Annotated in this window: 23 protein-coding genes; 8 read left to right on the forward strand and 15 right to left on the reverse strand. The window is 66.1% G+C overall.

Annotated features, from left to right (window positions below; genetic code table 11):
- Positions 1–23: 23 nt before the first annotated feature.
- From B8115_RS06120 to B8115_RS06130, 3 genes are all read left to right on the forward strand, one after another.
- Positions 24–1,409, forward strand: coding sequence for an aldehyde dehydrogenase family protein (locus tag B8115_RS06120; RefSeq protein ID WP_010626882.1), 1,386 nt, complete (start codon positions 24–26; stop codon positions 1,407–1,409).
- Positions 1,410–1,428: 19 nt separating this feature from the next.
- Positions 1,429–2,610: an iron-containing alcohol dehydrogenase gene (locus B8115_RS06125; RefSeq protein WP_010626883.1), complete on the forward strand. Its 1,182-nt coding sequence runs from the start codon at positions 1,429–1,431 to the stop codon at positions 2,608–2,610.
- Positions 2,611–2,714: 104 nt separating this feature from the next.
- Complete coding sequence (locus tag B8115_RS06130; protein ID WP_010626884.1) at positions 2,715–3,434, forward strand: GMP synthase; 720 nt, start codon at positions 2,715–2,717, stop codon at positions 3,432–3,434.
- A gap of 16 nt (positions 3,435–3,450) precedes the next feature.
- Here the strand turns inward: B8115_RS06130 and B8115_RS06135 are convergent, their stop codons facing one another.
- Positions 3,451–4,701: an FAD-binding oxidoreductase gene (locus B8115_RS06135; protein ID WP_026037931.1), complete on the reverse strand. Its 1,251-nt coding sequence runs from the start codon at positions 4,699–4,701 to the stop codon at positions 3,451–3,453.
- An 8-nt stretch (positions 4,702–4,709) separates the two neighbouring features.
- Complete coding sequence (locus tag B8115_RS06140) at positions 4,710–6,968, reverse strand: cation-translocating P-type ATPase (RefSeq protein WP_010626886.1); 2,259 nt, start codon at positions 6,966–6,968, stop codon at positions 4,710–4,712.
- 111 nt (positions 6,969–7,079) lie between these two features.
- On the opposite strand from B8115_RS06140, the gene cadR reads away from it, so the two are divergent.
- Together cadR and B8115_RS06150 are read left to right on the forward strand one after the other, a co-directional pair.
- Positions 7,080–7,535 carry a Cd(II)/Pb(II)-responsive transcriptional regulator gene (gene cadR, locus B8115_RS06145; protein WP_010626887.1) on the forward strand — a complete coding sequence of 152 codons (456 nt, stop codon included), beginning with the start codon at positions 7,080–7,082 and terminating at the stop codon, positions 7,533–7,535.
- Between the two features lie 13 nt (positions 7,536–7,548).
- A complete protein-coding gene (locus tag B8115_RS06150; protein WP_010626888.1) occupies positions 7,549–8,166 on the forward strand; it encodes a C39 family peptidase in 618 nt (205 codons plus the stop codon).
- A gap of 73 nt (positions 8,167–8,239) precedes the next feature.
- On the opposite strand, the gene B8115_RS06155 is transcribed toward B8115_RS06150, so the two are convergent.
- The 6 genes from B8115_RS06155 to B8115_RS06180 form a co-directional block, all read right to left on the reverse strand.
- Positions 8,240–9,007, reverse strand: coding sequence for a transporter substrate-binding domain-containing protein (locus B8115_RS06155; protein ID WP_010626889.1), 768 nt, complete (start codon positions 9,005–9,007; stop codon positions 8,240–8,242).
- Between the two features lie 78 nt (positions 9,008–9,085).
- A complete protein-coding gene (locus B8115_RS06160) occupies positions 9,086–9,853 on the reverse strand; it encodes a transporter substrate-binding domain-containing protein (RefSeq protein WP_010626890.1) in 768 nt (255 codons plus the stop codon).
- 121 nt (positions 9,854–9,974) lie between these two features.
- Positions 9,975–10,706 carry an ABC transporter permease gene (locus tag B8115_RS06165; protein WP_010626891.1) on the reverse strand — a complete coding sequence of 244 codons (732 nt, stop codon included), beginning with the start codon at positions 10,704–10,706 and terminating at the stop codon, positions 9,975–9,977.
- A gap of 1 nt (position 10,707) precedes the next feature.
- On the reverse strand, positions 10,708–11,409 hold the full coding sequence (locus B8115_RS06170; RefSeq protein ID WP_010626892.1) for an ABC transporter permease: 702 nt from the start codon (positions 11,407–11,409) through the stop codon (positions 10,708–10,710).
- 10 nt (positions 11,410–11,419) lie between these two features.
- Positions 11,420–12,190 carry an ABC transporter ATP-binding protein gene (locus tag B8115_RS06175; RefSeq protein WP_010626893.1) on the reverse strand — a complete coding sequence of 257 codons (771 nt, stop codon included), beginning with the start codon at positions 12,188–12,190 and terminating at the stop codon, positions 11,420–11,422.
- Positions 12,191–12,429: 239 nt separating this feature from the next.
- Positions 12,430–13,416: a succinylglutamate desuccinylase gene (locus B8115_RS06180; protein WP_010626894.1), complete on the reverse strand. Its 987-nt coding sequence runs from the start codon at positions 13,414–13,416 to the stop codon at positions 12,430–12,432.
- A 191-nt stretch (positions 13,417–13,607) separates the two neighbouring features.
- On the opposite strand from B8115_RS06180, the gene B8115_RS06185 reads away from it, so the two are divergent.
- Complete coding sequence (locus B8115_RS06185; RefSeq protein WP_010626895.1) at positions 13,608–14,498, forward strand: class I SAM-dependent methyltransferase; 891 nt, start codon at positions 13,608–13,610, stop codon at positions 14,496–14,498.
- Positions 14,499–14,616: 118 nt separating this feature from the next.
- Positions 14,617–15,213, forward strand: coding sequence for an NAD(P)H:quinone oxidoreductase (gene wrbA / locus B8115_RS06190; RefSeq protein ID WP_010626896.1), 597 nt, complete (start codon positions 14,617–14,619; stop codon positions 15,211–15,213).
- A gap of 154 nt (positions 15,214–15,367) precedes the next feature.
- Here wrbA and B8115_RS06195 read toward each other — a convergent pair whose 3' ends face one another.
- The 5 genes from B8115_RS06195 to B8115_RS06215 form a co-directional block, all read right to left on the reverse strand.
- A complete protein-coding gene (locus B8115_RS06195; RefSeq protein WP_010626897.1) occupies positions 15,368–16,369 on the reverse strand; it encodes a PRC-barrel domain-containing protein in 1,002 nt (333 codons plus the stop codon).
- 269 nt (positions 16,370–16,638) lie between these two features.
- Positions 16,639–16,986, reverse strand: coding sequence for a DUF5368 family protein (locus B8115_RS06200; RefSeq protein WP_010626898.1), 348 nt, complete (start codon positions 16,984–16,986; stop codon positions 16,639–16,641).
- An 11-nt stretch (positions 16,987–16,997) separates the two neighbouring features.
- On the reverse strand, positions 16,998–18,392 hold the full coding sequence (locus B8115_RS06205) for an NAD(P)/FAD-dependent oxidoreductase (RefSeq protein WP_010626899.1): 1,395 nt from the start codon (positions 18,390–18,392) through the stop codon (positions 16,998–17,000).
- A gap of 129 nt (positions 18,393–18,521) precedes the next feature.
- The gene (locus B8115_RS06210; RefSeq protein ID WP_010626900.1) at positions 18,522–19,595 is read right to left on the reverse strand and encodes a tartrate dehydrogenase; all 1,074 of its coding nucleotides are present in this window, start codon (positions 19,593–19,595) and stop codon (positions 18,522–18,524) included.
- 24 nt (positions 19,596–19,619) lie between these two features.
- On the reverse strand, positions 19,620–20,501 hold the full coding sequence (locus B8115_RS06215; protein WP_010626901.1) for an alpha/beta fold hydrolase: 882 nt from the start codon (positions 20,499–20,501) through the stop codon (positions 19,620–19,622).
- 104 nt (positions 20,502–20,605) lie between these two features.
- Between B8115_RS06215 and B8115_RS06220 the strand changes: the two genes are divergently transcribed.
- Complete coding sequence (locus tag B8115_RS06220) at positions 20,606–21,580, forward strand: LysR family transcriptional regulator (RefSeq protein WP_010626902.1); 975 nt, start codon at positions 20,606–20,608, stop codon at positions 21,578–21,580.
- Here B8115_RS06220 and B8115_RS06225 read toward each other — a convergent pair.
- Entirely contained in the window at positions 21,537–22,223 is a 687-nt protein-coding gene (locus tag B8115_RS06225) for a TVP38/TMEM64 family protein (protein ID WP_010626903.1), read from the reverse strand. The two genes, B8115_RS06220 and B8115_RS06225, sit on opposite strands and share 44 nt — an antisense overlap.
- Positions 22,224–22,301: 78 nt before the next feature.
- A partial coding sequence (locus B8115_RS06230) for a substrate-binding domain-containing protein (protein ID WP_010626904.1) occupies positions 22,302–22,534 on the reverse strand: 233 nt, incomplete at its 5' end.

A 22,534-nucleotide genomic window follows, 5' to 3' on the forward strand; every position in this document is an offset into this window, starting at 1 on the left:
ATTTGATAGCAGGAGTACGCCAAGTGGGCATACAGAAGACGATTTCTCCAGTCGACGGCTCCGTCTACGTCGAGCGGGAGCTGGCCGACCCGGGGCGGGTCGAGGCGGCACTGGAGCGGGCGGTAACGGCGCAGCAGGCCTGGTGCGAGACGAGCCTGGCCGAGCGTGCGCGGCTGTGTTCGAAAATGGTCGATGCCTTCGTTGCCCGGCGCGATGAGCTGGCGCTGGAGCTGACCTGGCAAATGGGCCGGCCGATTGCCGTGGCCGGCGGCGAGATCGGCGGCTTCGAGGATCGCGCGCGTACCATGATCGCCATGGCCGAGGAGGCCCTGGCGCCGATCCGTCTGGCCGACAAGCCGGGCTTCACCCGCTACATCACCCGCGAGCCGCTGGGGGTGTCGTTCATCGTCGCGCCCTGGAACTTCCCCTTCATGACCGCGGTGAATGCCGTGGTGCCGGCGATCATGGCCGGCAACACAGTGATCCTCAAGCACTCCGCCCAGACCCCGCTGTGCGCCGAGCGCATCCAGCAGGCCTTCGACGAGGCCGGGCTGCCGGCGGGTGTGTTCCAGCACTTGCACCTTTCCCATGACGCCGCCGAGGCGGTGATTCGCGACGCCCGCATCGCCCACGTCTCCTTCACCGGCTCGGTGGCCGGCGGGGCGATGGTCGAGCGCAACGCCGCCGGGCGCTTCATCGCCACCGGCCTGGAGCTAGGCGGCAAGGACCCGGCCTACCTCCGCGCCGATGTCAACCTGGACGAGGCGGTGCCCGGGGTGATGGACGGCGCCTTCTTCAACTCGGGGCAGAGCTGCTGCGGCATCGAGCGCATCTACGTGCACTCCTCGATCTACGACGACTTCGTCGAGCGCGCGGTGGCCTGGGTGCGCCAGCTGCGACTCGGCAATCCCTCTGACCCCGACACCACCCTGGGGCCGCTGGTGCGTCCGGCGGCGGCGGACTTCGTGCGCGGCCAGATCGAGGAGGCGGTGGCCGCCGGCGCCAGGGCCTGGATCGACCCTGGCGACTATCCGCTGTCGCGGCCGGGCAGCGCCTACCTGGCGCCGCAGGTGCTGACCGAGGTCGATCATTCGATGCGGGTGATGCATGAAGAGAGCTTCGGTCCGGTGGTCGGCATCATGCCGGTGGCGGACGACGACGAGGCCGTGCGGCTGATGAACGACAGCGACTTCGGCCTCACCGCGGCGGTCTACACCCGCGACCTGGCGACAGGCGAGGCCATTGCCCGGCGTCTGCAGGCCGGCACCGTCTTCACCAACCGCTGCGACTACCTCGATCCGGAGCTAGCCTGGACCGGCGTCAAGCGGTCGGGGCGCGGCTGTTCGCTGTCCCGTGTCGGCTACGAGACGCTGACTCGACCCAAGTCGTTCCACCTCAAACACGCCTGAGCCGGCCCAGGAGAACGCCATGAACCACAATATCGATCACTTCACCATGGGCTGGAACTACCCCTCGAACATCCTCACCGGGGCCGGGCGCATCCGCGACCTGCCCGCGGCGTGCAAGGCGCTGGGCATGGGCGCGCCGCTGCTGGTCACCGACCCCGGCCTGGCAGCGCTGCCGATGGTGCAGGCCTGCGTGCAGGCGTGCCAGGATGCCGGCCTGCGCACCGCCGTGTTCAGCCAGATCAAGGGCAACCCCACCGGGCGCAACGTGCTCGACGGCATCGATGCCTTCCGCAACGGCAGTCACGACGGCGTGATCGCCTTCGGCGGAGGCTCGGGGCTGGATGCCGCCAAGGCGGTGGCGCTGATGGCCAACCAGCGCGAGGGGCTGTCGCTGTGGTCGTTGGAGGATATCGGCGACAACTGGAAGAACGCCGACCCCCGAGCCATCGCCCCCGTCGTTGCCGTGCCCACCACCGCCGGTACCGGCTCCGAGGTGGGGCGCGCCTCGGTGATCACCGACGAGGCGGAGCACGTCAAGCGCATCATCTTCCACCCCGGCATGGTACCGGCCACGGTGATCCTCGACCCCGAGCTCAGCGTAGGGCTGCCGCCGGCGGTCACCGCCGCCACCGGCATGGATGCACTGTCGCACTGCATGGAGGCGTGGTGTTCGCCGCTCTATCACCCCATGGCCGAGGGCATCGCGGTGGAGGGCATGCGCCGTATCGACCTCTACCTGCAGCGCGCCTACAGCGATGGCAGCGACCTCGAGGCGCGCATGAACATGCTGGTCGCCTCCAGCATGGGCGCCACCGCCTTCCAGCGCGGCCTGGGCGCCATGCACGCCCTGGCGCATCCGCTCGGGGCGCTCTACGACGCCCATCACGGCACCTTGAATGCGGTACTGATGCCCTACGTGCTGCGCGCCAATGAGCGGGCCATCGGCGAGCCCATGGTGCGCCTGGGGCGCTATCTCAATCTGGATCAGCCGGGTACGGCAGCGGTGATCGAGTGGGTGCTCGGCCTGCGCCAGCGGCTCGGCATCCCGCACACCCTGGCGGAGCTCGGCATCGATACGCGCCAGGCCGACAAGGTAGGGCGCATGGCGGTGGCAGACCCATCGTCGGGTACCAACCCGGTCGCCTTCGACGCCGACGAGTATCGGGGCATCTTCGTTGCTGCCGTGGAGGGCCGACTGTAGGCTGCGTCCTGAACGCCTTCGGGCGAAGCCCAAGAGATTCGTCTGGCAGTGCCGCGGCCCCAGGCCGGGCCGCCAGGGACGGTGACATGACAGGAGAGTGATCGATGCGCATCGGGTTACTGCAGTGCGATGACGTGGCGCCGGAGCTGCGCGAGGCCCACGGCAACTACCCGGAGATGTTCGCGGCCCTGTTCCAGCGGGTCGATCCCACGCTCGAGTTTCGCGTCTGGCGCTGCCTGGACGGCGAAATCCCCGACGATATCGATGCCGTGGATGCCTGGATGACCACCGGTTCCAAGCATGGCGTCAACGACGGGCTGGCCTGGGTCGATGTGCTGTGCGACTTCGTCCGCGAGCTGTGGCGGGCCGGCAAGCCGCTGGTGGGCATCTGCTTCGGTCATCAGCTGATGGCCAAGGCGCTGGGCGGCGAGGTGGTCAAGAGCGAGCGGGGCTGGGGCGTGGGCATGTCGTTCAACCGCGTCACCACGCGGGCGTCGTGGATGGAACCATGGCAGGCGGGCATCGACCTGCTGGTCAGCCATCAAGACCAGGTCGAGGTCCTGCCACCCGAGGCCACCATCGTGGGCGGCAGCGACTTCTGCCCCCACTACCTGATGCAGATCGGCGAGCACTTCCTCGGCGTGCAGGGTCACCCCGAATTCACCAAGGCCTATTCCCGCGACCTGATGGCGCTGCGCCGAGAGCTGGTGGGCGACGAGCGGGTGAGCGAGGGAGAAACGTCGCTGGCCGCTCCGGTGGACGATACGCTGATGGCGCGCTGGATATTGAACTTTCTGCGCCGCGCAATAGAGGAGCGGGGCTGAGAACGAATGGCCTGATTCAGCGAAAACGCCCGGCGCTGCAGGCGGCCAACCAGCCGGGCGCTTCGCCTTTGAGGCTGGCTGCCAGCAGCCTTCCGGTGGTGGCGGCCAGGGTCAGCCCCAGGTGGCCGTGGCCGAAGGCATAGCTCACGCCGGGCAGGGCTGACGCGGGGCCGATCACCGGCAGCGAGTCGGGCAGCGAAGGGCGCAGGCCCAGCCAGGCGTGGCTCGGCTCGCCGAGGGGGCCGAACAAGCTCTCTGCGTGACGGCGAATGTAGTCGAGCCGTCGGGGATTGATCGGGTCGTCGTTGTGACCCAGCTCCACGGTGCCGGCGATGCGCAGGCGGCCCTGCATCGGGGTGAGATAGAAGGCATACTCCCCGGGACTACAGGGTCGGCTGACCAGCTCCCTGGCAGTGCGGAACTCCAAGTGATAGCCGCGCTCGGAGATCAGCGGGATGCGGTCGCCGGCGGCCAGCGCCAGCGGTCGCGACCAGGTGCCCGCGGCGACGACCACCTTCTCGGCCTGCCAGGAGCCCTGATCGGTAGCGACGTCGATACGGCCAGCGCGGGATTCGAGCCCCAGTGCCTTGGTGCGTACCAAGTTTACGCCGCGGCGTTGCAGGCGTTCGGCCAGCCGCTGGGCCAGCGTCAGCGGGTCGCTGACATGGCAGGCGTCGGGAAACAGGATGCCGCCCTGGGCACGGCCCGCGAGGGCCGGTTCCAGCTCCGCCAGGGCCCTGGCGTCGAGGCGTTGCTGGGTGATGCCGAAGCGCTCGCGTTCGGCGAGCTCGGCCTGGGCCTCGCGCCAGCCCTTGGCGCTGAGATAGAAGCACAGGCTGCCCCGCTGCTGCAAAAGGGTGCCGTTGTCTTCCAGATCGTCGAAGATGGCCAGCCAGTCATTTACCGAAGGCGTCAGCAGCTCACTCAGGATCTGGGTGGCTTGGGCGGCACTGCGTCGGTTGGCGCGCTGCATGAAGCGCCACAGCCATGGGGCGAGCCCGGGCAGGTGTCGCCAGCGCAGGTGAAAGGGCGAGTGCGGCGATAGCAGAAGCCCCGGGGCCTGCCGCCAGATGGCGGGCTGGGCCAGTGGCTCGATGGCGAAGTTGGCCATGAGTCCGGCATTGCCGTAGGAGGCGGCGGAGCCCGGCGGCTCGGGGTCCAGCAGGGTGACCTCGAAGCCTCGCCGCTGCAGGTGCCAGGCGCAGGCCAGGCCGACGATACCTGCGCCGATGACCAATACCTCGGCGTGTTGCGATGACTCCCTCATGACAGCCCTCAGTGCAGCGTGTTGCCCGCGGTGGTCTCATCATGCCTGAGTTCACGCTGCGGCTTGTCAACGCCTGGCCGCCTGCCATGGCGCAACAGGCGCAGGCCGTTGGCTACTACGATCAGGCTGGCGCCCATATCGGCGAATACCGCCATCCACAGGGTGGCGTGGCCGGTGAAGGCGAGCACCATGAACACCGCCTTGAGGCCCAGGGCGATGGCAATGTTCTGCATCAGCACCCTGTGCGTATCCCGCGAGAGGCACAGGAAGTCGGCCAGGCGGCGCGGGTCGTCGTCCATCAGTGCCACGTCGGCGGTCTCGATGGCGGCATCGCTGCCCAGCGCACCCATGGCGAAGCCGATGTCGGCACGGGCCAGCGCCGGGGCGTCGTTGATGCCATCGCCCACCATGCCCACCGGCCCCTGCTGAGCACGCGCTTCGATCATTGCCAGCTTGTCCTCCGGCAGCAGGGCGCCGTGGGCCTCGTCGATGCCGGCCTGGGCCGCCACCGCCGCCACGCTGGCCGGGGTATCGCCGCTGAGCATCAGCGTGGTCACGCCCAGCCGGTGCAGCGCCTCGATGGCCTCGCGGCTCTCTTCACGCAGCGGGTCGCCGACGGCGAACAGCGCCAGCGGACGCGCCTCTTCCCCGAGGATCACCAGTGTCTCGCCGCGGGCCTCGTGTTCGGCGAGGTGCGCGTCGAGGGGTTCGTCCAGCGCGGCGAACTGCTGCATCAGGCGGCGGTTGCCGAGCCATAGCGTACGTCCGTCGTGGCTTGCCACCACGCCGCGGCCGGGCAGCTCGCGCACGTCGCTGACTTCCAGCGGTGTGATGCCATCGGCCTCAGCAGCGCGGGCCAGGGCCGCCGATACCGGATGCGAGGAGCGCCCGGCGAGGCCTGCTGCCAGCGCTCGCAGGCGCTCTCGGGCGATCATGTCCAGCGCGCCTTCGAGCGGGTGCCAAGCCCGCTGTGAGGGGCGTCCCTGGGTCAGGGTGCCGGTCTTGTCGAAGGCGATGGCGACCAGGCGATGGCCCTGCTCCAGGAAGTTGCCGCCTTTGACCAGGATGCCCGCGCGGGCGGCGGCAGCCAGACCGCTGACCACGGTGACCGGGGTGGAGATCACCAGTGCGCAGGGGCAGGCGATCACCAGCAGCACCAGGGCGCGGTAGATGCCGTCGAACCAGCTGATGCCGAACAGCCACGGCCAGGTGAGCCCTACCAGCAGGGCGACGGCGAATACCGCCGGGGTATAGACGGCGGCGAAGCGGTCGATGAAGCGCTGGGTAGGGGCGCGGCTGGCCTGGGCCTGCTCCACGGTGTGGATGATGCGTGCCAGGGTAGTGTCGCTTGCCGAACGCGTCGTGTGGTAGAGAAACTCGCTGCCCTGGTTGACGCTGCCGGCGAACACGGTCGCGCCGGGGGCCTTGTCCACCGGCAGGCTCTCACCGGTGATGGGCGATTCGTCCAGCGCCGGGTGGCCCTCGGTCACGCTGCCGTCCAGCGCCAGGCGCTCGCCGGGGCGCACCCGCACCAGGCTGCCTACGGCGACTTCGCTGGCTGCCACGCTGAGAAAGCTCCCGTCGGCCTGGCGCACACTGGCGCTCTCCGGGGCCAGCGTGAGCAGCTCGCGAATGGCGTTGCGCGCCCGACCCAGCGAGCGCGCCTCGATGCGCTCGGCCAGGGTAAACAGCACCAGTACCATGGCCGCCTCAGCCCACTGGCCGATCAGCAGCGCGCCGGTTACCGCCACGCTCATCAGCGCATTGATGTTGAGCGTGCGGTGGCGCAGGGCGATGAAGCCTTTCTTCCAGGTCGGCAGGCCGACCAGGGCGATGGCCGTCAGCGCCAGTGCGGCGGCCAGCCACGGCTCGGCCAGTTCCAGCCAGTGACTGACTTCGGCAGCCAGGGCCAGCATCGCGGCGGCGCCCAGCTTCCACCAGTTCTCCGTGCTGCTGGCCGTCGGCGTGCGCTGGGCTGGATCGTGGCGCCGCGCGCTCATGCCGGTAGAGGCGATACGGCGCTCGATGGCCTCTACCGTGACATTGCGATGGTGCACCGTCAGCACGCGATTGACCAGATCGAAATCGAGCCGCTCGATGCCCGGCGTGTCACCCAGCGCCCGGCGCAGCAGCGCCTCTTCCGTGGGGCAGTCCATCGCTTCGATATGCAGGCGCAGCGACTGCGTGCCGGGCGGCAGCCGGTCGTTCTTCCGTGCGGCTGGCGCAGCAGGCGCAGTGCAGCTCGAGCAGCAGGTGCGTTCGGTCATGGCAGGACTCCGTGTCATCGTATAGGCTGATGACACACCCTGTAGTAGCTACAGAGTCAAGTTAGGGGCGCCAATTTCTCGAGTGTTTCCGAAGTACATGCGAGGCTTGGTATGAAAATCGGTGAGCTGGCCACCCGCATCGGCTGCGCGGTGGAAACCATCCGCTACTACGAGCGTGAGGGGCTGCTGCCCGAGCCCGCCCGCTCCAGCGGCAACTATCGCCTCTATGCGGAGCCCCATGCCGAGCGGCTGCGCTTCATTCGTCACTGTCGCACGCTGGACATGACGCTGGAGGAGATCCGCACCCTGCTCGACTATCACGACCGTCCGCGGCAGCCGTGCAACGCGGTGAACGGCTTGATCGACGAGCATCTGGCTCACGTCGAGGCGCGCATTGAGCAGCTTCAGGCGCTGCGTGAGGCTCTCGTCACCCTGCGCTCGCGCTGCAACGGTGAGACCGACTCCAGCCACTGCGGTATTCTCCAGGAACTGGCCCAGCCGGTGGCGGAACGGCTCGTGGAGCCGCGGGAGTCGAGTCACGTACCGGGCCACCACAAGGGCCATTGATCGAGAGACACCGATGTCGAACAGGGATGTTCCTGCCTATTACTCTCAGTGGGTTTCCAACGAGCGTATTCCCGACCTGCTGGCCGGACGCCTGCACGCCGTCGACGATCCCCGCTGGGCCGAGTCCGGCGCACCCAGCGCTGAAGCGTACGCGCGCTGGGCCTCGCACATCTGTGGCATGGCCTGCACCAAGATGCTGCTCGAGGAGCTGTGTGGAGAGCGGGCGACCCTGTTCGAGCTGCTCGAAAGATGCCGGGAGGTCGGTGGTTACGTGGTTTCGGAGGCGGGCATCAAGGGCCTCTACTACCGGCCCCTGGTGCAACTGCTGAGGGAGCGTCACGCGCTGCAGGCCGAGGTCGTGGAGCACGTCGAGGCCGAGCGGTTGGCCGGATGGTTGGACGAGGGGCATCGCGTCATCGCCTCGGTGCACCCATCGATTCGCACCCCCGAGCAGGACCCGCCGCAGCGGGGCGGCCACCTGGTCTATCTCTTCGGCCGTGACGAGAGCGGGCGTCTGCGCTTCCACAATCCCTCCGGTTTGCCCGGAGCGAATCAGGCGGACGCCCGCCTCGCGCCTGCGGTGTTCGAGCGTTTCTTCGCCGGACGCGGAATCCTGATACGGCGCGGCTAGCCGCGTCGATACACCCGCCATACCACGGCGGGTGAGCGGCGATCTACTCTATGAAGATCGAGTCCGTAAAGATCTAGTCCGTGAAATAGCGGTCGTGGATCTCGTCGTAGGTACCGTCTTCCTTGAGTGCCGCCAGCGCTTCGTTGAAGCGCTCGGCCAAGGCTTCATCGCGGGGGCGGAAGGCGATCGCGATACCGTCGCCGAAATACTCGTAGGGCTCGCGAATCATCTCGCCGACCACGCGATACTCTCCCCGCTCGCTGTCGAGCAGGGTGGTCTTGCCCACCGGATAGTTGACGAAGACCAGGTCGAGACGGCCCGACTCCATGTCCAGCAGCATGTCGTCCACGCTCGAGTAGCGGCGTACAGAGGCCACGTCGCCGTAGAAGTCGGTGGCGTAGCTGTCCTGCAGGGTGCCGCGCTGGACGCCCAGGGTGCGCCCGGCCAGGCTCTCCTCCGAGGGCATCTCGATATCGGTATCGACGGGGCCGAACCACGCCGAGGGCGGCGTAAAGTACGCATCGGAGAACAACACCTGAGCGCGGCGCTCCTCGTTGATGGTCATCGAGGACATGATGGCGTCGTAGTTGCGCGCCATCAGCCCGGGAATGATGCCGTCCCACTGCTGCTCGATCCACTCGCAGGTGATACCCATCTGTTCGCACAAAGCATTACCCAGGTCGATGTCGAAGCCGGTCAACTCGCCAGCTGGGGTGCGGTACTGCATGGGCTCGTAGGGCACGTCGACGCCGAAGCGGACGTGATCGTAGCTGTCACGGGCATGTGCCTGGCCGAAAACCAGCACGATGCCGGCCAGCGAGGCAAGGAAAGCGTTCTTCATGACAATCCCTTGTTATTGTCTTGGTTGGAGGCGCCGCGCCCAGGGGCGCGGCGCACGAGCGCTGACGCTTCGCCGAGCTTACTCTTCGCCGAAATAGCGCTGGTAGATCTCGTCGTAGGTGCCGTCTTCCTTCAGCGTGGCCAGGGCCTCGTTGAAGCGCTGGGCCAGGGCCTCGTCACGGGGACGGAAGGCGATGCCGAAGCCCTCGCCGAAGTACTCTTCCGGCTCGGTGACCATCTCGCCGACCACCTCGAACTCACCTCTGTGGTTGTCGAGCAGGGTAGCCTGACCGACGATGAACTCGAGGAATACCAGGTCCAGACGCTGGGCCTGGAGGTCGAGCACCATGTCGTCGGCGGTGGAGTAGCGGCTGACGTTGGCTACGCGGCCGTAGTTGTCGGTGACGTAGCTGTCGAAGGTGGTACCACGCTGCACGCCGATGCTCTTGCCGGCCAGGGTCTCTTCGTTGATCTCTTCGACATCGCTACCGGCGGGGGCGAACCAGGCACCCGGAATGGTGATGTAGGGATCGGAGAAGAGCAGGGTCTGGCGGCGCTCGTCGTTGATGGTCATCGAGGACATGATGGCGTCGTAATTGCGCGCCAGCAGGCCGGGGATGATGCCGTCCCACTCCTGCTCGATCCACTCGCAGGTGATGCCCATCTGCTCACACAGGGCGTTACCCAGGTCGATGTCGAAGCCGGTCAGCTCGCCGTCCGGGGTGCGGTACTCCATCGGCTCGTAGGGTACGTCGACGCCGAAGCGCACGTGATCGTAATCGCGGGCCTGGGCGGTACCGGCTGCGAGGGCCACACCCAGCAGGGATACTGTCAGCAGTTTTTTCATGTTTCGTTTCCCTTTGTTTTCGTTCGGCACCGTTTCGGTGACGTCGCGCCTGAATTTAGCGCAGCCACGCCGGGGTCGAAAGCCCCGGGGTGAGCTTTTTCCAACGCCTGTTTGACGTTGTTCAATTGCCGCTCTGGGGCTTGAGGTGTGCCAACAGCCTTTTCTCCAGATAGCGGAAGAAGTAGAGGATGGCGAAGGTCAGGCAGAGGTAGATCGCCGCCGCGAACAGGAAGGCCTCGAACGGCGCATAGAAGCGCGCATAGACGAAGCGTGCCGCGCCGGTGATGTCCATCAGCGTGACCACGCTGGCGATGGCGCTGGCATGCAGCATGAAGATCACTTCGTTGCCGTAGGCCGGCAGGGCGCGGCGGAAGGCGCTGGGCAGCACGATGCGCCGCATCATCAGCCCCTGCGACATGCCGTAGGCCTTGGCCGCTTCGATTTCGCCCCGCGGGGTGGCCTTGATCGCACCGCGGAAGATCTCGGTGCTGTAGGCCGCCGTGTTGAGGGTGAAGGCGATCAGTGCCGGATAGAAGGCCTCGCGCAGGAGCGGCCAGAGAAAGGTCTGCTGAATGCCGTCGAAGAACACCACACCGTAGTAGATGATGTAGAGCTGGATCAGCAGCGGCGTGCCGCGAAACACATAGGTGTAGGCATAGATCGGCAGGCTGATCCAGCGACGGCTCGAGCTGCGCCCGATGGCCAGCGGTATCGCCAGTACCAGACCGGCGACCAGCGACAGGAACACCAGTTGGGTGGTGAGCACCAGCCCGTCCCAGTAGTAGCCGATGGTCTGCGGGGTGAAGATGCGGTTGCCGGCGAGCAGCTCGTTGAGCCAGGTCAATTCTGTCATCTCAGTGCCCTCCGAAGCCGACGTTGTAGCGCTTCTGCAGCCGGGCGAACATCCACTCCGACACGCTGGCGATGAGCAGATAGACGATGGCCACCGGGATCAGGAAGGTAAACGGCTCGTGGGTGGCGCGGGAGGCTTCGGCGGCCACGCGTACCATGTCCGAGAGCCCGATCACCGAGACCAGCGCGGTGGTCTTGAGCAGTACCATCCAATTGTTGGAGATGCCCGGCAGGGCGTGGCGCATCATCTGCGGGAAGCGGATGCGCCGGAACACCAGCCAGGGGCTCATGCCGTAGGCCTTGCCGGCCTCGATCTGGCCGTGCTCCACGGCCATGAAGGCGCCGCGGAAGGTCTCGCCCATGTAGGCGCCGAAGATGAAACCGATGGTGAGCACCCCGGCGGCGAAGGCGTTGAGGTTGATGTACCAGTCCACCCCGAAGCGGTCGTAGATGGCATCGGTGGCGACGTTGAGCGCCATCTGGCCGCCGAAGAACAGCAGCAGCATCAGAACCAGGTCGGGAACGCCACGAATCACTGTGGTGTAGAGCGTGGCCACCTTGTGCAGCAGCCAGTTGCGCGACATCTTGGCGCTGGCAGTGAGCAGTCCCAGTATCAGGGCGAGAATCAGCGACAGCACGGCGAGCTGGAGGGTGACGCCGGCACCTTCCAGCAGTCGCGGCCCGTAGCCATGTAGATCGATCATGCGGGAACCCTCAATACTTCGGCGCCAGGAACTGCTTGAGCCGGGGTGAGGTGGGATTGACCAGTACCTCCTGGGGCGGGCCGGCTTCTTCGACGAGCCCCTGGTGCAGGTAGATGACCTGACTGGAGACGTCGCGGGCGAAGCCCATCTCATGGGTCACCACCACCATGGTGCGGCCTTCCTCGGCCAGGTCGCGCATGACCTTGAGCACGTCGCCGACCAGTTCCGGATCCAGCGCCGAGGTGGGCTCGTCGAACAGCATCACTTCGGGATCCATGGCCAGCGCCCGGGCAATGGCACCGCGCTGTTGTTGGCCGCCCGACATCTGCGCTGGATAGGCATCCGCCCGAGCGGTCAGGCCGACCCTCTCGAGCAGGGCGCGGGCGTGCTCGATAGCCTCCTTCTTCGGCTTGCCGAGCACATGGATGGGGGCCTCGATGATGTTCTCCAGCAGGGTCATGTGCGACCACAGGTTGAAGCTCTGGAACACCATGGAAAGGCGGGCGCGCATGCGCACCACCTGCTTCCAGTCGGCGGGTTCGCGACCGTGTTTGGTGTGCTTGAAGCGGATCTCCTCACCGTGCACGATCAGGTCGCCCTCGTCGGGCTGCTCCAGCAGGTTCATGCAGCGCAGGAAGGTGCTCTTGCCGGAGCCGGAGGCTCCTATCAGGGTGATCACGTCGCCCTTTCTGGCCTCGAGGGAGAGGCCCTTGAGGACTTCGGTGTCGCCGAAGCGCTTCTTGATGTTGCGCACTTCGAGTGGAATCGGGGTATCGGCCATGGGACGGGCTCCAGGTCGGGACGGGTCGCCGGTGGCGACGGGCCGGTTCAATCGGGCAGGCACGAAAAAGGGGCGATTCTAACAGGCCTGAGGGCTTTGGGCAGAGGGAGGCAAAGCCCGCGTCATGCGACGATGGTCGAGGAAGTGAGACAAGGAAAGCATCAAAAGGCTCCTGATTATTGTTGTATCGCAAAAAATATTTCTGAAGCGTTTGGGGCTTGGGGTCTTTTTCCCTGTTGCTAGCCGGGCGGCGTGACAGGGCGGGCCAGCAGGGCGGCGCGGGCGCCGAGCTCCACCGCCGCGTTGGGGAAGACCACGCTCAGCGGTTCGTCCTGGACGATGCAAGGGCCGGCGCTGGCATCTTCGGCGAGCCGCGTGCCGGGAGCGAATTCGGTGAAGTTCGGCGTGTCGTCGGGAAAGCACAGGCGGAAGTCCTGTGACTGCCGCATCAGCTCATGGGCGACGCGGAAGAACGTCATACGTGTCGGATCGGCGCCTCGCGGCTCGCGCCCTTCCAGCAGGGCTTCGAGAAGACGTGCCATGGGGGCCAGGGCAGCCAGATCGTTGTGGCCGAAGGGCAGGGCGCGCCCCAGCTCCAGGGTGAAGGCTTGGGCCTGATGGTAATGCTTGGAGTAGTGGGAAAAGGTCCAGCTGTGCCGGTGCTGGTGCAGCACCGCCTGGATGCCGGCCTCAGCCAGCCAGCGCCACTGCTCGGGGCGGATCGGGGTATCGGCGAAGGGCTCGACCACGAAGCGCGGGAAGCGGCTGTCGCGGATCGCCGTGTGCAGGTCGTAGTGCAGTCGCTCGCGACCGGAATGACGGGCGTAGAAATCGTCCACGACGCTCATCAGCTGTCGGGCGCGGTCCGGCTCCATGCCGGTCTCGTCAAGATCGCGACGAAACAGGCGGTTGAGATTGGTGTTCACGTAGCGCTCAGCGCGGCGGATGGCCTCGAGATTGCCCAGGATCACCAGCACCGGGGCACCCAGCGGCAGCAGCCCCGCTTCGATGCGGGCCAGGCAGCTGCCGAGCAACTCGATGGGGGCCGTTTCGTTGCCGTGGATGCCCACCGAGAACACGCAGGCGCGCGCCGTCTCGCGGCATTCGGTAGGCGTCAGCTCGAGGATACCCGGTGCGAGAAGCGTATAGCGACCGCCGCGCAGGCGACCGCTGTGTGACGCGGGGCAGGCATTTTCGAGGCTGAGTTCGATCCATTCCGACAACATGCTGCGTCCAGGGCTGTGGGTCCTCGCTTACCTTCCTGCGGACGGGGCATTATCTCAAGCACGGGCGTCGGGCTAGTGAAAGCCCAGGTGCGATATTGAAAACGACTCCTGCGTGCCGACCTTTGCCCAATGTGGGCGCGGGCGGGCAGGGTCTAAGCTGCCTGAACCATTTTGACGGCGAGGAGCCAGCCATGCCAACTGCCCAGGGTAACGTTTCGTTCGGCCATGGCGGCCGTCTCGACGACCACTACGATGCGGCCAGCGCCAGCCAAGGCCACCCCCTGCAGGTGCGTCTGCGCGAGGCTTTCCTGGCCGCCGGGCGGGATCCCGAATGCCTGAGTGTCGACGACATCGCCGGTATCGATCAGCTGCATCTCGGTGGGCGCAGTGCCAGTCGCGCTCTGGCAGAGAGGGGGAAAATACAGGGCGGCGAGCGGGTGCTCGACGTCGGCTGCGGTACCGGTGGCGCCAGCCGTCTGCTGGCCGCCGAATACGACTGCGATGTGGTAGGCATCGATATCACTGCCGCCTTCGTCGAGGTGGCACGCTGGCTGAGCAGAGCCACCGGACTGGCCGGGCGCACCCGCTTCGTGTGTGGCGATGCCGCCAGCGTGCCGCTGACGACAAGCAGCATCGAGGTGGTGTGGTGTCAGCATGCGCTGATGAACATGCCCCAGGTGCCGCGGGTGCTGGCCGAGTGGCGGCGTTTGCTGATGCCCGGCGGGCGGGTGCTGCTGCACGAGGTGGTGGCCGGCGACAATTCCGAGCCGCTGGCGCTGCCCGTACCCTGGGCGCGCACTCCCGCCAACAGCCATCTGCGCAGCCGCGAGCAGCTGGAGCGGGCCCTGACCCTGGCGGGCTTCGAGCCGCTCGCCATCGAGGACGTGACGCAGGCCGCCCTGAGCTGGCGTGAGACCAGGGCCAAAGGCGAAAGCGGCACGCAGCAGACGGCCCGGGCGCTGCCGGGGCCGGCACTGATCTTCGGTGATGATTTTGCCATGATGGGGCGCAACCTGCGCGACAACCTGGCAGCCGGAAAGGTGCGCGTGCTGGCCGGTGTCTGGCAGCGCACCGGTCGATGAAATCGAACCTGACGTGCTAAAAGCTTTGCTTTTCTTCACCGCCCTGCCTTCTACCCTGACGATTGTCATCAGCTTGGCTGATGTCGTTTCCCTAGCGCTCATGTACAGGAGGTGAACGATGACCAAGGTACTCGTGCTCTACCATTCGATGTATGGCCATATCCACACCATGGCCCAAGCCGTCGCCGAGGGAGCCAGGCAGGTCGATGGCGTGGAGGTCGACGTCAAGCGCGTACCCGAAACCATGGACCCTGAAACCTTTGCCAAGGCGGGCGGCAAGACCTTCGACACGCCGGAGGCCACGCCCCAGGAACTGGCCGATTACGATGCGGTGATCTTCGGCACCCCGACCCGCTTCGGCAACATGACCGGGCAGATGCGCAACTTCCTCGACCAGACCGGAGGCCTGTGGGCCAAGGGGGCGCTGCGTGGCAAGGTGGGCAGCGTGTTCACCTCGACCGGCACCGGCGGCGGCAACGAAACCACCATTCTCACGTCGTGGACCACCCTGGCCCACCAGGGCATGCTGATTCTGCCGGTGGGCTACGGGCTCGAGTCGCAGTTCGACATCTCCAGCGTTCAGGGCGGCTCGCCCTACGGTGCCTCGACGCTAGCCGGGGCGGATGGCTCGCGCCAGCCCACCGAGCACGAACTGGAGCTTGCCAGGCTGCAGGGGCGCAGCGTTGCCCAAGTGGCGGCCAAGCTGGCCGCGTGAGATTGAGGCGGCCAAGCTGGCCGCATGAGATAGAGGCGGCCAAGCTGGCCGCGTGAGACTGGCCCTCAGCAGGCATTTAAAACGGTAACAAGAAGGCGCGGCCTGGGCCGCGCCTTATCGGTCTCGGCTCGGTGGCCGATGCCGGGCGATTGGATCAGTTCATGTTCTGATCGTCTTCCATCAGGCGCTCGTCACCGTCCAGCTCTTCGAGATTGTCCTGTTCGAAATCGTCGACGGAGCGCTCACCGCTCTGTGATTGCAGAATCAGCTCGCCTTCGGAGCGAATCTCCAGGTTTTCGATCGGGTAGGCCGCTTCGTCGCCGCCAAAGCCAAGGAAGCCGCCCTCGCTGACGATCACGTAGGTTTCGTTGCTTTGGGTGTCGCGCACCACTCGCTCGACGTCACCCACTTCATCGCCGTCCTGGGTAACGATGTCGCGACCTTCGAGATCGCTGACCTGCATGTCCATCTGCTGCTGACCGACCTGATCCTGTGCGGCCTGATCCTGGCCGTTCTGGTCGTCATCGAATATGCCGTCCTGGTCGCGCTCTTCCTCGGTGGCTTCGTCGTCCTGCTGGCGGATCTCGGCGCTGGCATCCTCGGCCTCCTCGACCTGAACGTCCGCTTCGCCTTCCTGCTCGACGGTCACATCCGGCTCGGCCTGATCGACTTCGACGTCGGGCTCGGGCTGCTCGATGGTCACATCGGGCGATTGCTGCTCGACGGTGACCTCAGGCGGCTCCTGCTCGACCTCGATCTCGGCCGGCTCCTGGTCGACCTCGACGTCGGTCTCGCCCGGACTGGCTTCTACCTGGGTATCCTCATCCAGACCGTCGTCATCATCGGTATCGTCGGCAGTGCCGATCTCCTCTTCCTCGTCCTCGAACTCTGTATTCTCGAACTCGTCGTTGTCGAATTCGTTGTCGTCAGCGTATGGCTGCTGGCCCTGACCATGGGGATCGAAGCCGGTCTCGCCCGGTTCGCCCGCCTGCTCTTCGTCGAACTGCTCCTGGCCCTGGGCGTCCTCATCGGTCATCTGCTGCGGTTCGCCCAAATGGTGCTGCGGATCCTCGTCCTGGACGTCCTGGGCAAGGACGCCGTGGCTGAGTCCGGTGCTCAGGGCGCCTACTGCAATGGCAATTGCTGTCCTTTTCATGCCGTGCCTCCTTTTGTTGCGCGTTGCCCTCTCGAGCTTGCACTCATCAGGCTAGACGAAGAATCTGCATGACTGGCCGTGGCTTACGATCGGAAACAAAATGTCAGGCAGACACTCACCGTGGAGAGGCTTTGTTTCTTTCCGGCTGAAACCCCGGCTGTGAACAAACCTCAACGACATTGGCGGGGATGGCCATACGGGCCATGCATAGCCAGGTGCGAGTGCAAGCCGGCCAGGGTACCGGCCGGCTTGGGGTGTACGAGGGTGGGTCAGGCGTGCCTTGCTGACCTGCTGCGCAGCAGATAACTGAGCGGATGCAGCAGCAGCCAGGCGACTGCGGCCAGGCCGGCCAGGGCGCCAATTAACGCAATCCAGTCGAATACGCTGGCAACATAAGCCAGCCGGGAGTGGGTGAAGAGCGGAATCCACCACAGCCCGGATAGTCCCGCTGCGACCGCGGCCAGATTGGCTGCCAGGCAACGGTAACCGAGAATGCGGTAGCCGCGCAGGTGGGCCAGCACCTGCACGGCTACCAGCAGCGCCACGCCGGCTGCCATCAGCCACAGGAAGGGGGCCAGGGCGTACCACAGAATGGTCAGAGCGCCAGTAATGGTCATGTCGATTCTCCTCAGGCCTGGCCTTCCAGCACCGCGTAGTAGGCGGGTTGCAGCATGCGATCCTTCATGACCCACGCGACCCAGGATTCATCCTTGGGATCGATGAAGGGGAAGGAGGGCAGGAAGGCGAAGTTGTCGTCGTAGCCGAACTCCACCAGCATCGCCTTGCCGATGCCCGTGATCATTGGGCAGGAGGTGTAGCCGTTGTGGCGGCGCGGCAGCGCCTGACCCTGCAGCTGCGCCAGCAGGTTGGCCTCGACCACCGGGGCCTGGGCCTTGACGCTGGCCGCCGTCTTGTTGATTGGGGCGCCGATCACGTCGCCGATGCCGAACACCTCGGGGTAGCGGTTGTGCTGCAGAGTGTTGATGTCCACGTCCAGCCACTCGCCGCGGAAGGGGCCGTCCTGAGCGATCAGGTCGCTGGCCTTGACGAAGTCCGGCGCGCTCATCGGCGGCACCACGTGAATGAAGTCGTAGTCGGTCACCACCTTGCGCTCGCCCTCGCGGGAGAACTCCGCTTCGCGCAATTCATGGTGCGAGGTGAATTCGCTGTCGGGGCCGACGAAGGTGAATTCCGCCTCGCGTGCCTGCGGGTCGATGGCGGAGAGCCGATAATGGTGGCGACGAGTCACCCCCTGATCGTCGAAGCGCTGTTTGACGAAGTCGTTGATGTAGGGCTGGGTGAAGAGCGCCGCCCCGGGCGCCATGAACTCCACCTGGAAGGCATTGCGCCGCCCGCTCGCCTCGAGGCGGGAGAGGGTGGTGAAGGTCATCTTGAGCGGGGCCCCGGCGCACTTCACCGGGGTCGGGGCCGCGGTGAAGATGCCTTTGCCGCTGCCCTGGGCGATCCAGGTGTCGATGGCATCTCGTGTGCGGACGGCACCTTCGATGCTGGCATAGACGCTGCCGATGCCGTGGCTGCCGACCAGCTCGGGCGACATTCCGTCGATTAGCTGGTAGTTGAGCTGCAGTCCGGTGGCGACAATCAGATAGTCGTAGTCGAGCCATGCGCCGTCTCCCAGCTCGACCCGGCGATTGGCGGCATCGATGCCGGCGGCGGGCTGGCGCACCCAGTCGACGCCATTCGGCACGAATCGGGCGTTCGGCCGCATGGTCTTCTCTGGGCGCCAGACGCCTGAGGCCACCAGGGTCCAGCCCGGCTGATAGTGGTGTATCTCACGGGGCTCGACCAGGCTGATGCGGGCTCCATCCAGACGGCGCGATAACCGATTGGCCATGGCCAAGCCACCGGCACCACCACCGAGGATGACGATGCGGACGTTGGTCGAGAGGGGGCGGGCCTGAAGGCCTGTTGCATAGAGCAGCCCGGCCGTACCGACGCCAGCGCCATATTTCAGGAACTGGCGGCGATCCAGGCATGAAGAGGCGGAATCGTGTCGGGACATGGGAGGCGAGTCTCCTGCGGGATAGGTCTGATGTGATTGTTGTTATATGCTTATAACCTATGTCTTTTCCGCAGGACTCGCCTCTGGATTCTCGCGCTATCTTGATGCAGGTCAATAAAGGAGTTTGTTCTAGCCGGCAACCCGCTCGGCAATGGCCTGGCCCAGTGTCTGGGTGGTGCCCTGGCCGCGAATGTCCGGCGTCAGCACGGCAGGGTTGGCCTCCGTCAGTACCGCCTCGAAGGCGTCGACGATGGCGTCGGCGGCCTCCTTGTGGCCCAGATGCTCGAGCATCATGGCGCCGGACCAGATCTGGCCGATGGGGTTGGCGATGCCCTTGCCGGCGATGTCCGGAGCGCTGCCGTGGACCGGCTCGAACAGGCTGGGGAAGGTGCCCTCGGGGTTGATGTTGGCCGAGGGCGCCACACCGATGGTACCGGTACAGGCCGGGCCCAGGTCGGAGAGGATGTCGCCGAACAGGTTACTGGCCACCACCACGTCGAACCAGTCGGGATGCATGACGAAGTTGGCGGTGAGGATGTCGATGTGGAACTTGTCGACGCTGACCTCGGGATAGTTGTCCGACATGGCCACGACCCGCTCGTCCCACCACGGCATGGTGATGGCGATGCCGTTGGACTTGGTGGCCGAGGTGAGCTTCTTCCGCGGCCGGCTCTGGGCCAGCTCGAAGGCGAACTTGAGCACCCGGTCGGTACCGTGACGGGTCATCACCGTCTCCTGGATCACCACCTCACGCTCGGTGCCCTCGAACATCTTGCCGCCGACGCTGGAGTACTCGCCCTCGGTGTTCTCGCGCACCACGTAGAAGTCGATGTCGCCGGGCTTGCGGTCGGCCAGCGGACTCTTGATCCCTGGCAGCAGCTTGCACGGACGCAGGTTGATGTACTGGTCGAACTGACGGCGGAACTGCAGCAGCGAGCCCCACAGCGAGATGTGATCCGGTACCGTGTCGGGCCAGCCCACCGCGCCGTAGAAGATGGCGTCGAAGTCCTTGAGCTGCTCGAACCAGTCGTCGGGCATCATCTTGCCGTGCTTGGCGTAGTAGTCGCAGCAGGCGAAGTCGAAGTGTTCGAAGGAGAGGTCGATGTCGAAGCGCTTGGCAACGGCTTCGAGCACGCGCAGGCCTTCCGGCATCACTTCGTTGCCGATGCCGTCGCCGGGAATGACAGCGATACGATGGGTCATGGTGGGTTCCTCGGGTGGTGTTGGTCAGGCGTGGGTCATGAAATGGTTGATACGGTCGAGCAGGGCCTCTGGCGCCTCCTCGGGGATGTAATGGCCGCAGGGCAGGGCCTCGCCCTCGACCCGTTCGGCCACGGCGCGCCATTCCGCCAGTGGGTCGAAGCAACGCTCGATGATGCCGTGCTTGCCCCACAGCACGCTGACCGGGCAGGCGATACGGCGTCCCGCTTCACGGTCGGCGCGGTCGTGTTCCAGGTCGATGGCGTTCGAGGCGCGATAGTCCTCGCACAGGGCATGGGCGGCGCCGGGCTGGGCCAGGCAGCGCTGGTACTCGGCGATGGCTGCCGGATCGAAGGCGTCGAGGCTGGCATGCCGCCCGCCCATGGTGCGGATGATGTAGTCGTTGGGTGAAGCCTCGATCAGGGTTTCCGGCAGCGGCGAGGGCTGGATCAGAAAGAACCAGTGGAAGTAGGCGGTGGCGAAGGTACGGTCGGTTTGCTCGTACATAGCAAGCGTGGGGGCAATATCGAGCAGCATCAGCTTTTCCACCCTGTCCGGGTGATCCATGACCAGGCGGTGGGCGACGCGTCCACCGCGGTCGTGGCCGCACAGCAAGAAGCGTTCGAAGCCCAGCTCACGCATCACCGCGACCTGATCCTCGGCCATGGCGCGCTTGCTGTAGTTGGCGTGATCCGGCTCGCCGGGTGGCTTGGACGAATCGCCATAGCCACGCAGGTCGGTGGCCACCACCGTGAAGCGGCTTGCCAGCGGTTCGGCCAGACGGTGCCAGATCACATGACTCTGGGGGTGACCGTGGAGCAGCAGCAGCGGTGGTCCCGAGCCGCCGATGCGGCCATGGATGTTGATGTCGCCGCAGGCGATGTCGAACGTGCGGAATCCCTCGAACATGAGTGCTTCCTCCGAATCTTTGGCTGTCCCCAGTCTAGCCCTTGGCTTGGTGAGAATAATCAGGCTATATGGAAATGTATTGTTGACTGAAAGTGGAGAGTCGTATGGCTCAGCTCGACGACCTGGTTTTCTTCCGCCAGCTGGCCCTGGCGGGTAGCCTGACGGCCACGGCGCGGGAGCTGGGTCTCTCGCTGTCGGCGGTGAGCAAGCGCCTCAAGCAGCTCGAGGCGCGCCTGGGCGTCGAGCTGGCCAGCCGCACCACGCGGCGCCTGACGCTGACGGCGGAAGGGGAGCGCTATCTCACCCGTGGCTCGGCGATCCTCGAAGAGCTCTCCGAGCTGGAAGAGGCCCTCGGCGAACAGCAGGCGGCACTCTCGGGGCCGCTCAAGGTGAACGCCACCTTCGGCTTCGGCCGCCGCCACGTGGCGCCGCTGCTGTCGGCGTTCTGTACCCTCAATCCCGGCGTCGAGGGCGTGCTCGAGCTCACCAACTATCCGTTGAGCCTCGGCGAGCAGGGCTTCGACGTCGGCATTCGCGTCGGTGAGCCGCCCGATTCGCGCCTGGTGGCGCGGCGCATCCTGGCCAACCGGCGGGTGCTATGTGCCGCCCCCGGCTACATGGCGCGCATGGCAGCGCTGACGACCCCGGCGGAACTTGCCGCACACCCCTGTCTGATCCTGCGCGAGAACGACAGCGACTACGCCGTGTGGCGCTTTCAGCATCGCGACGACCCGCTGCGCGAGCAGGCGGTCAAGATAGCGGGCCCCCTGGCCAGCAACGACGGCGAAGTGATCGTGCAGATGGCGCTCGATGGCCACGGTGTGGCGCTGCGCTCCTGGTGGGACGTGCATGAGCACCTGGCCAGCGGCAAGCTGGTCGAGCTGCTGCCGCAGTGGCGGGGCATCTCGGCCGACTTCCATGCCGTCTATCAGCAGCGCCGTCACGTGCCGGCACGCCTGCGTGCCTTCGTGGCGTTTCTCGAGGAGCGGATGCCTGAGCGGGTGCCGCCTATGCCCGGCGCCGGACAACCGGGGGTCAGGCGCGGCGGCGGCGCTGTCGCGCATCCGCATAGCGCTTGAGTCCGTAAAGCAGCGCCAGGGCGAGAACGATGCCGGCGGCCGCCCAAGCCAGCTCGCGGCGGTCCTCGGCGGTCAGCAGGGTGCCGAGCTGGCTGCTGAGCAGGATGATGCCGGCCAGCCCCGGCGTGGCGCCAATGAAGGTGCCGAGCATGTAATCGCGAAAGCGGATGTGGAAAGCGCCGGCCAGCAGATTGGTGAGGGTGAAGGGGGCCAGGGGCAGCAGGTTGAGCACGGTCATGGTGCGTATCCCGTGCCCGGCCAGATAACGCGACATGCTGATCAGGCGCGTGCCGCCATAGTACAGCAGGGCATCGCGCCCGAGCCTGCGGCCCAGCCAGTAGGTCGCTATCGAGCCGACCAGTGTGCCGATCAGCGAATAGAAGAATCCCCACCACGGGCCGAACATCAGGCCCGCCAGCACCACCAGCACGCTCAGCGGGAACAGGGTCAGCGAGGCGGCGAGAAAGGCCGCCACCACCACCACGCCGGCCCAGGGCGCATCGCGCCAGGCCAGCGAGCCTTGTAGCAGGGTGAAGAGGGTGTTGGCGTCGAACAGGTCGTGCGCGGCCAGCCAGCCCCAGAGGAAGCCCAGCAGGGCGAGTGTCACCAGAGCGGCGAGAACGAGAAGCACCTTGCGGGACATGCGGGCTGCCTGCACGGAAACGTGGCTTCAGCATAGGCTGCCCCTACTGCATTGACCAAGTGGCGACGCGGTGTGGTCTCAGGTGCTATCTCCCACCAGCAGCTCGAAGCCCACGTCGTGCTGTCGGCGTACTACGCGCTGGCCCTCGAGGCGGCGAATCACCGCCGTGGCGGCGAGTTCGCCCATGGCCTGGCGCGGGGAGCGAATGGTAGTCAGGCGCGGGGTGATGTGCTGGCCGATGGGCAGCCCGTTGAAGCCGGCGATAGCAATTCTTTGCGGCACCGTGAGGCCCAGGCGCTGGGCGTGGAGCA

Source organism: Halomonas sp. KM-1, from assembly GCF_000246875.1.
GTDB classification, from domain to species: Bacteria; Pseudomonadota; Gammaproteobacteria; order Pseudomonadales; family Halomonadaceae; genus Halomonas; species Halomonas aerodenitrificans.

Bases quoted from the DNA above. Each gene is read 5' to 3' on its own strand.
- B8115_RS06205 (WP_010626899.1), bottom strand. From the start codon at position 18,392: ATGTCCCGACACGATTCCGCCTCTTCATGCCTGGATCGCCGCCAGTTC.
- B8115_RS06200 (WP_010626898.1), bottom strand. From the start codon at position 16,986: ATGACCATTACTGGCGCTCTGACCATTCTGTGGTACGCCCTGGCCCCC.
- B8115_RS06210 (WP_010626900.1), bottom strand. From the start codon at position 19,595: ATGACCCATCGTATCGCTGTCATTCCCGGCGACGGCATCGGCAACGAA.
- B8115_RS06130 (WP_010626884.1), top strand. From the start codon at position 2,715: ATGCGCATCGGGTTACTGCAGTGCGATGACGTGGCGCCGGAGCTGCGC.
- B8115_RS06150 (WP_010626888.1), top strand. From the start codon at position 7,549: ATGTCGAACAGGGATGTTCCTGCCTATTACTCTCAGTGGGTTTCCAAC.
- B8115_RS06195 (WP_010626897.1), bottom strand. From the start codon at position 16,369: ATGAAAAGGACAGCAATTGCCATTGCAGTAGGCGCCCTGAGCACCGGA.
- wrbA (WP_010626896.1), top strand. From the start codon at position 14,617: ATGACCAAGGTACTCGTGCTCTACCATTCGATGTATGGCCATATCCAC.
- B8115_RS06170 (WP_010626892.1), bottom strand. From the start codon at position 11,409: ATGATCGATCTACATGGCTACGGGCCGCGACTGCTGGAAGGTGCCGGC.
- B8115_RS06215 (WP_010626901.1), bottom strand. From the start codon at position 20,501: ATGTTCGAGGGATTCCGCACGTTCGACATCGCCTGCGGCGACATCAAC.
- B8115_RS06155 (WP_010626889.1), bottom strand. From the start codon at position 9,007: ATGAAGAACGCTTTCCTTGCCTCGCTGGCCGGCATCGTGCTGGTTTTC.
- B8115_RS06225 (WP_010626903.1), bottom strand. From the start codon at position 22,223: ATGTCCCGCAAGGTGCTTCTCGTTCTCGCCGCTCTGGTGACACTCGCC.
- B8115_RS06220 (WP_010626902.1), top strand. From the start codon at position 20,606: ATGGCTCAGCTCGACGACCTGGTTTTCTTCCGCCAGCTGGCCCTGGCG.
- cadR (WP_010626887.1), top strand. From the start codon at position 7,080: ATGAAAATCGGTGAGCTGGCCACCCGCATCGGCTGCGCGGTGGAAACC.
- B8115_RS06135 (WP_026037931.1), bottom strand. From the start codon at position 4,701: ATGAGGGAGTCATCGCAACACGCCGAGGTATTGGTCATCGGCGCAGGT.
- B8115_RS06180 (WP_010626894.1), bottom strand. From the start codon at position 13,416: ATGTTGTCGGAATGGATCGAACTCAGCCTCGAAAATGCCTGCCCCGCG.
- B8115_RS06125 (WP_010626883.1), top strand. From the start codon at position 1,429: ATGAACCACAATATCGATCACTTCACCATGGGCTGGAACTACCCCTCG.
- B8115_RS06160 (WP_010626890.1), bottom strand. From the start codon at position 9,853: ATGAAAAAACTGCTGACAGTATCCCTGCTGGGTGTGGCCCTCGCAGCC.
- B8115_RS06165 (WP_010626891.1), bottom strand. From the start codon at position 10,706: ATGACAGAATTGACCTGGCTCAACGAGCTGCTCGCCGGCAACCGCATC.
- B8115_RS06185 (WP_010626895.1), top strand. From the start codon at position 13,608: ATGCCAACTGCCCAGGGTAACGTTTCGTTCGGCCATGGCGGCCGTCTC.
- B8115_RS06140 (WP_010626886.1), bottom strand. From the start codon at position 6,968: ATGACCGAACGCACCTGCTGCTCGAGCTGCACTGCGCCTGCTGCGCCA.
- B8115_RS06175 (WP_010626893.1), bottom strand. From the start codon at position 12,190: ATGGCCGATACCCCGATTCCACTCGAAGTGCGCAACATCAAGAAGCGC.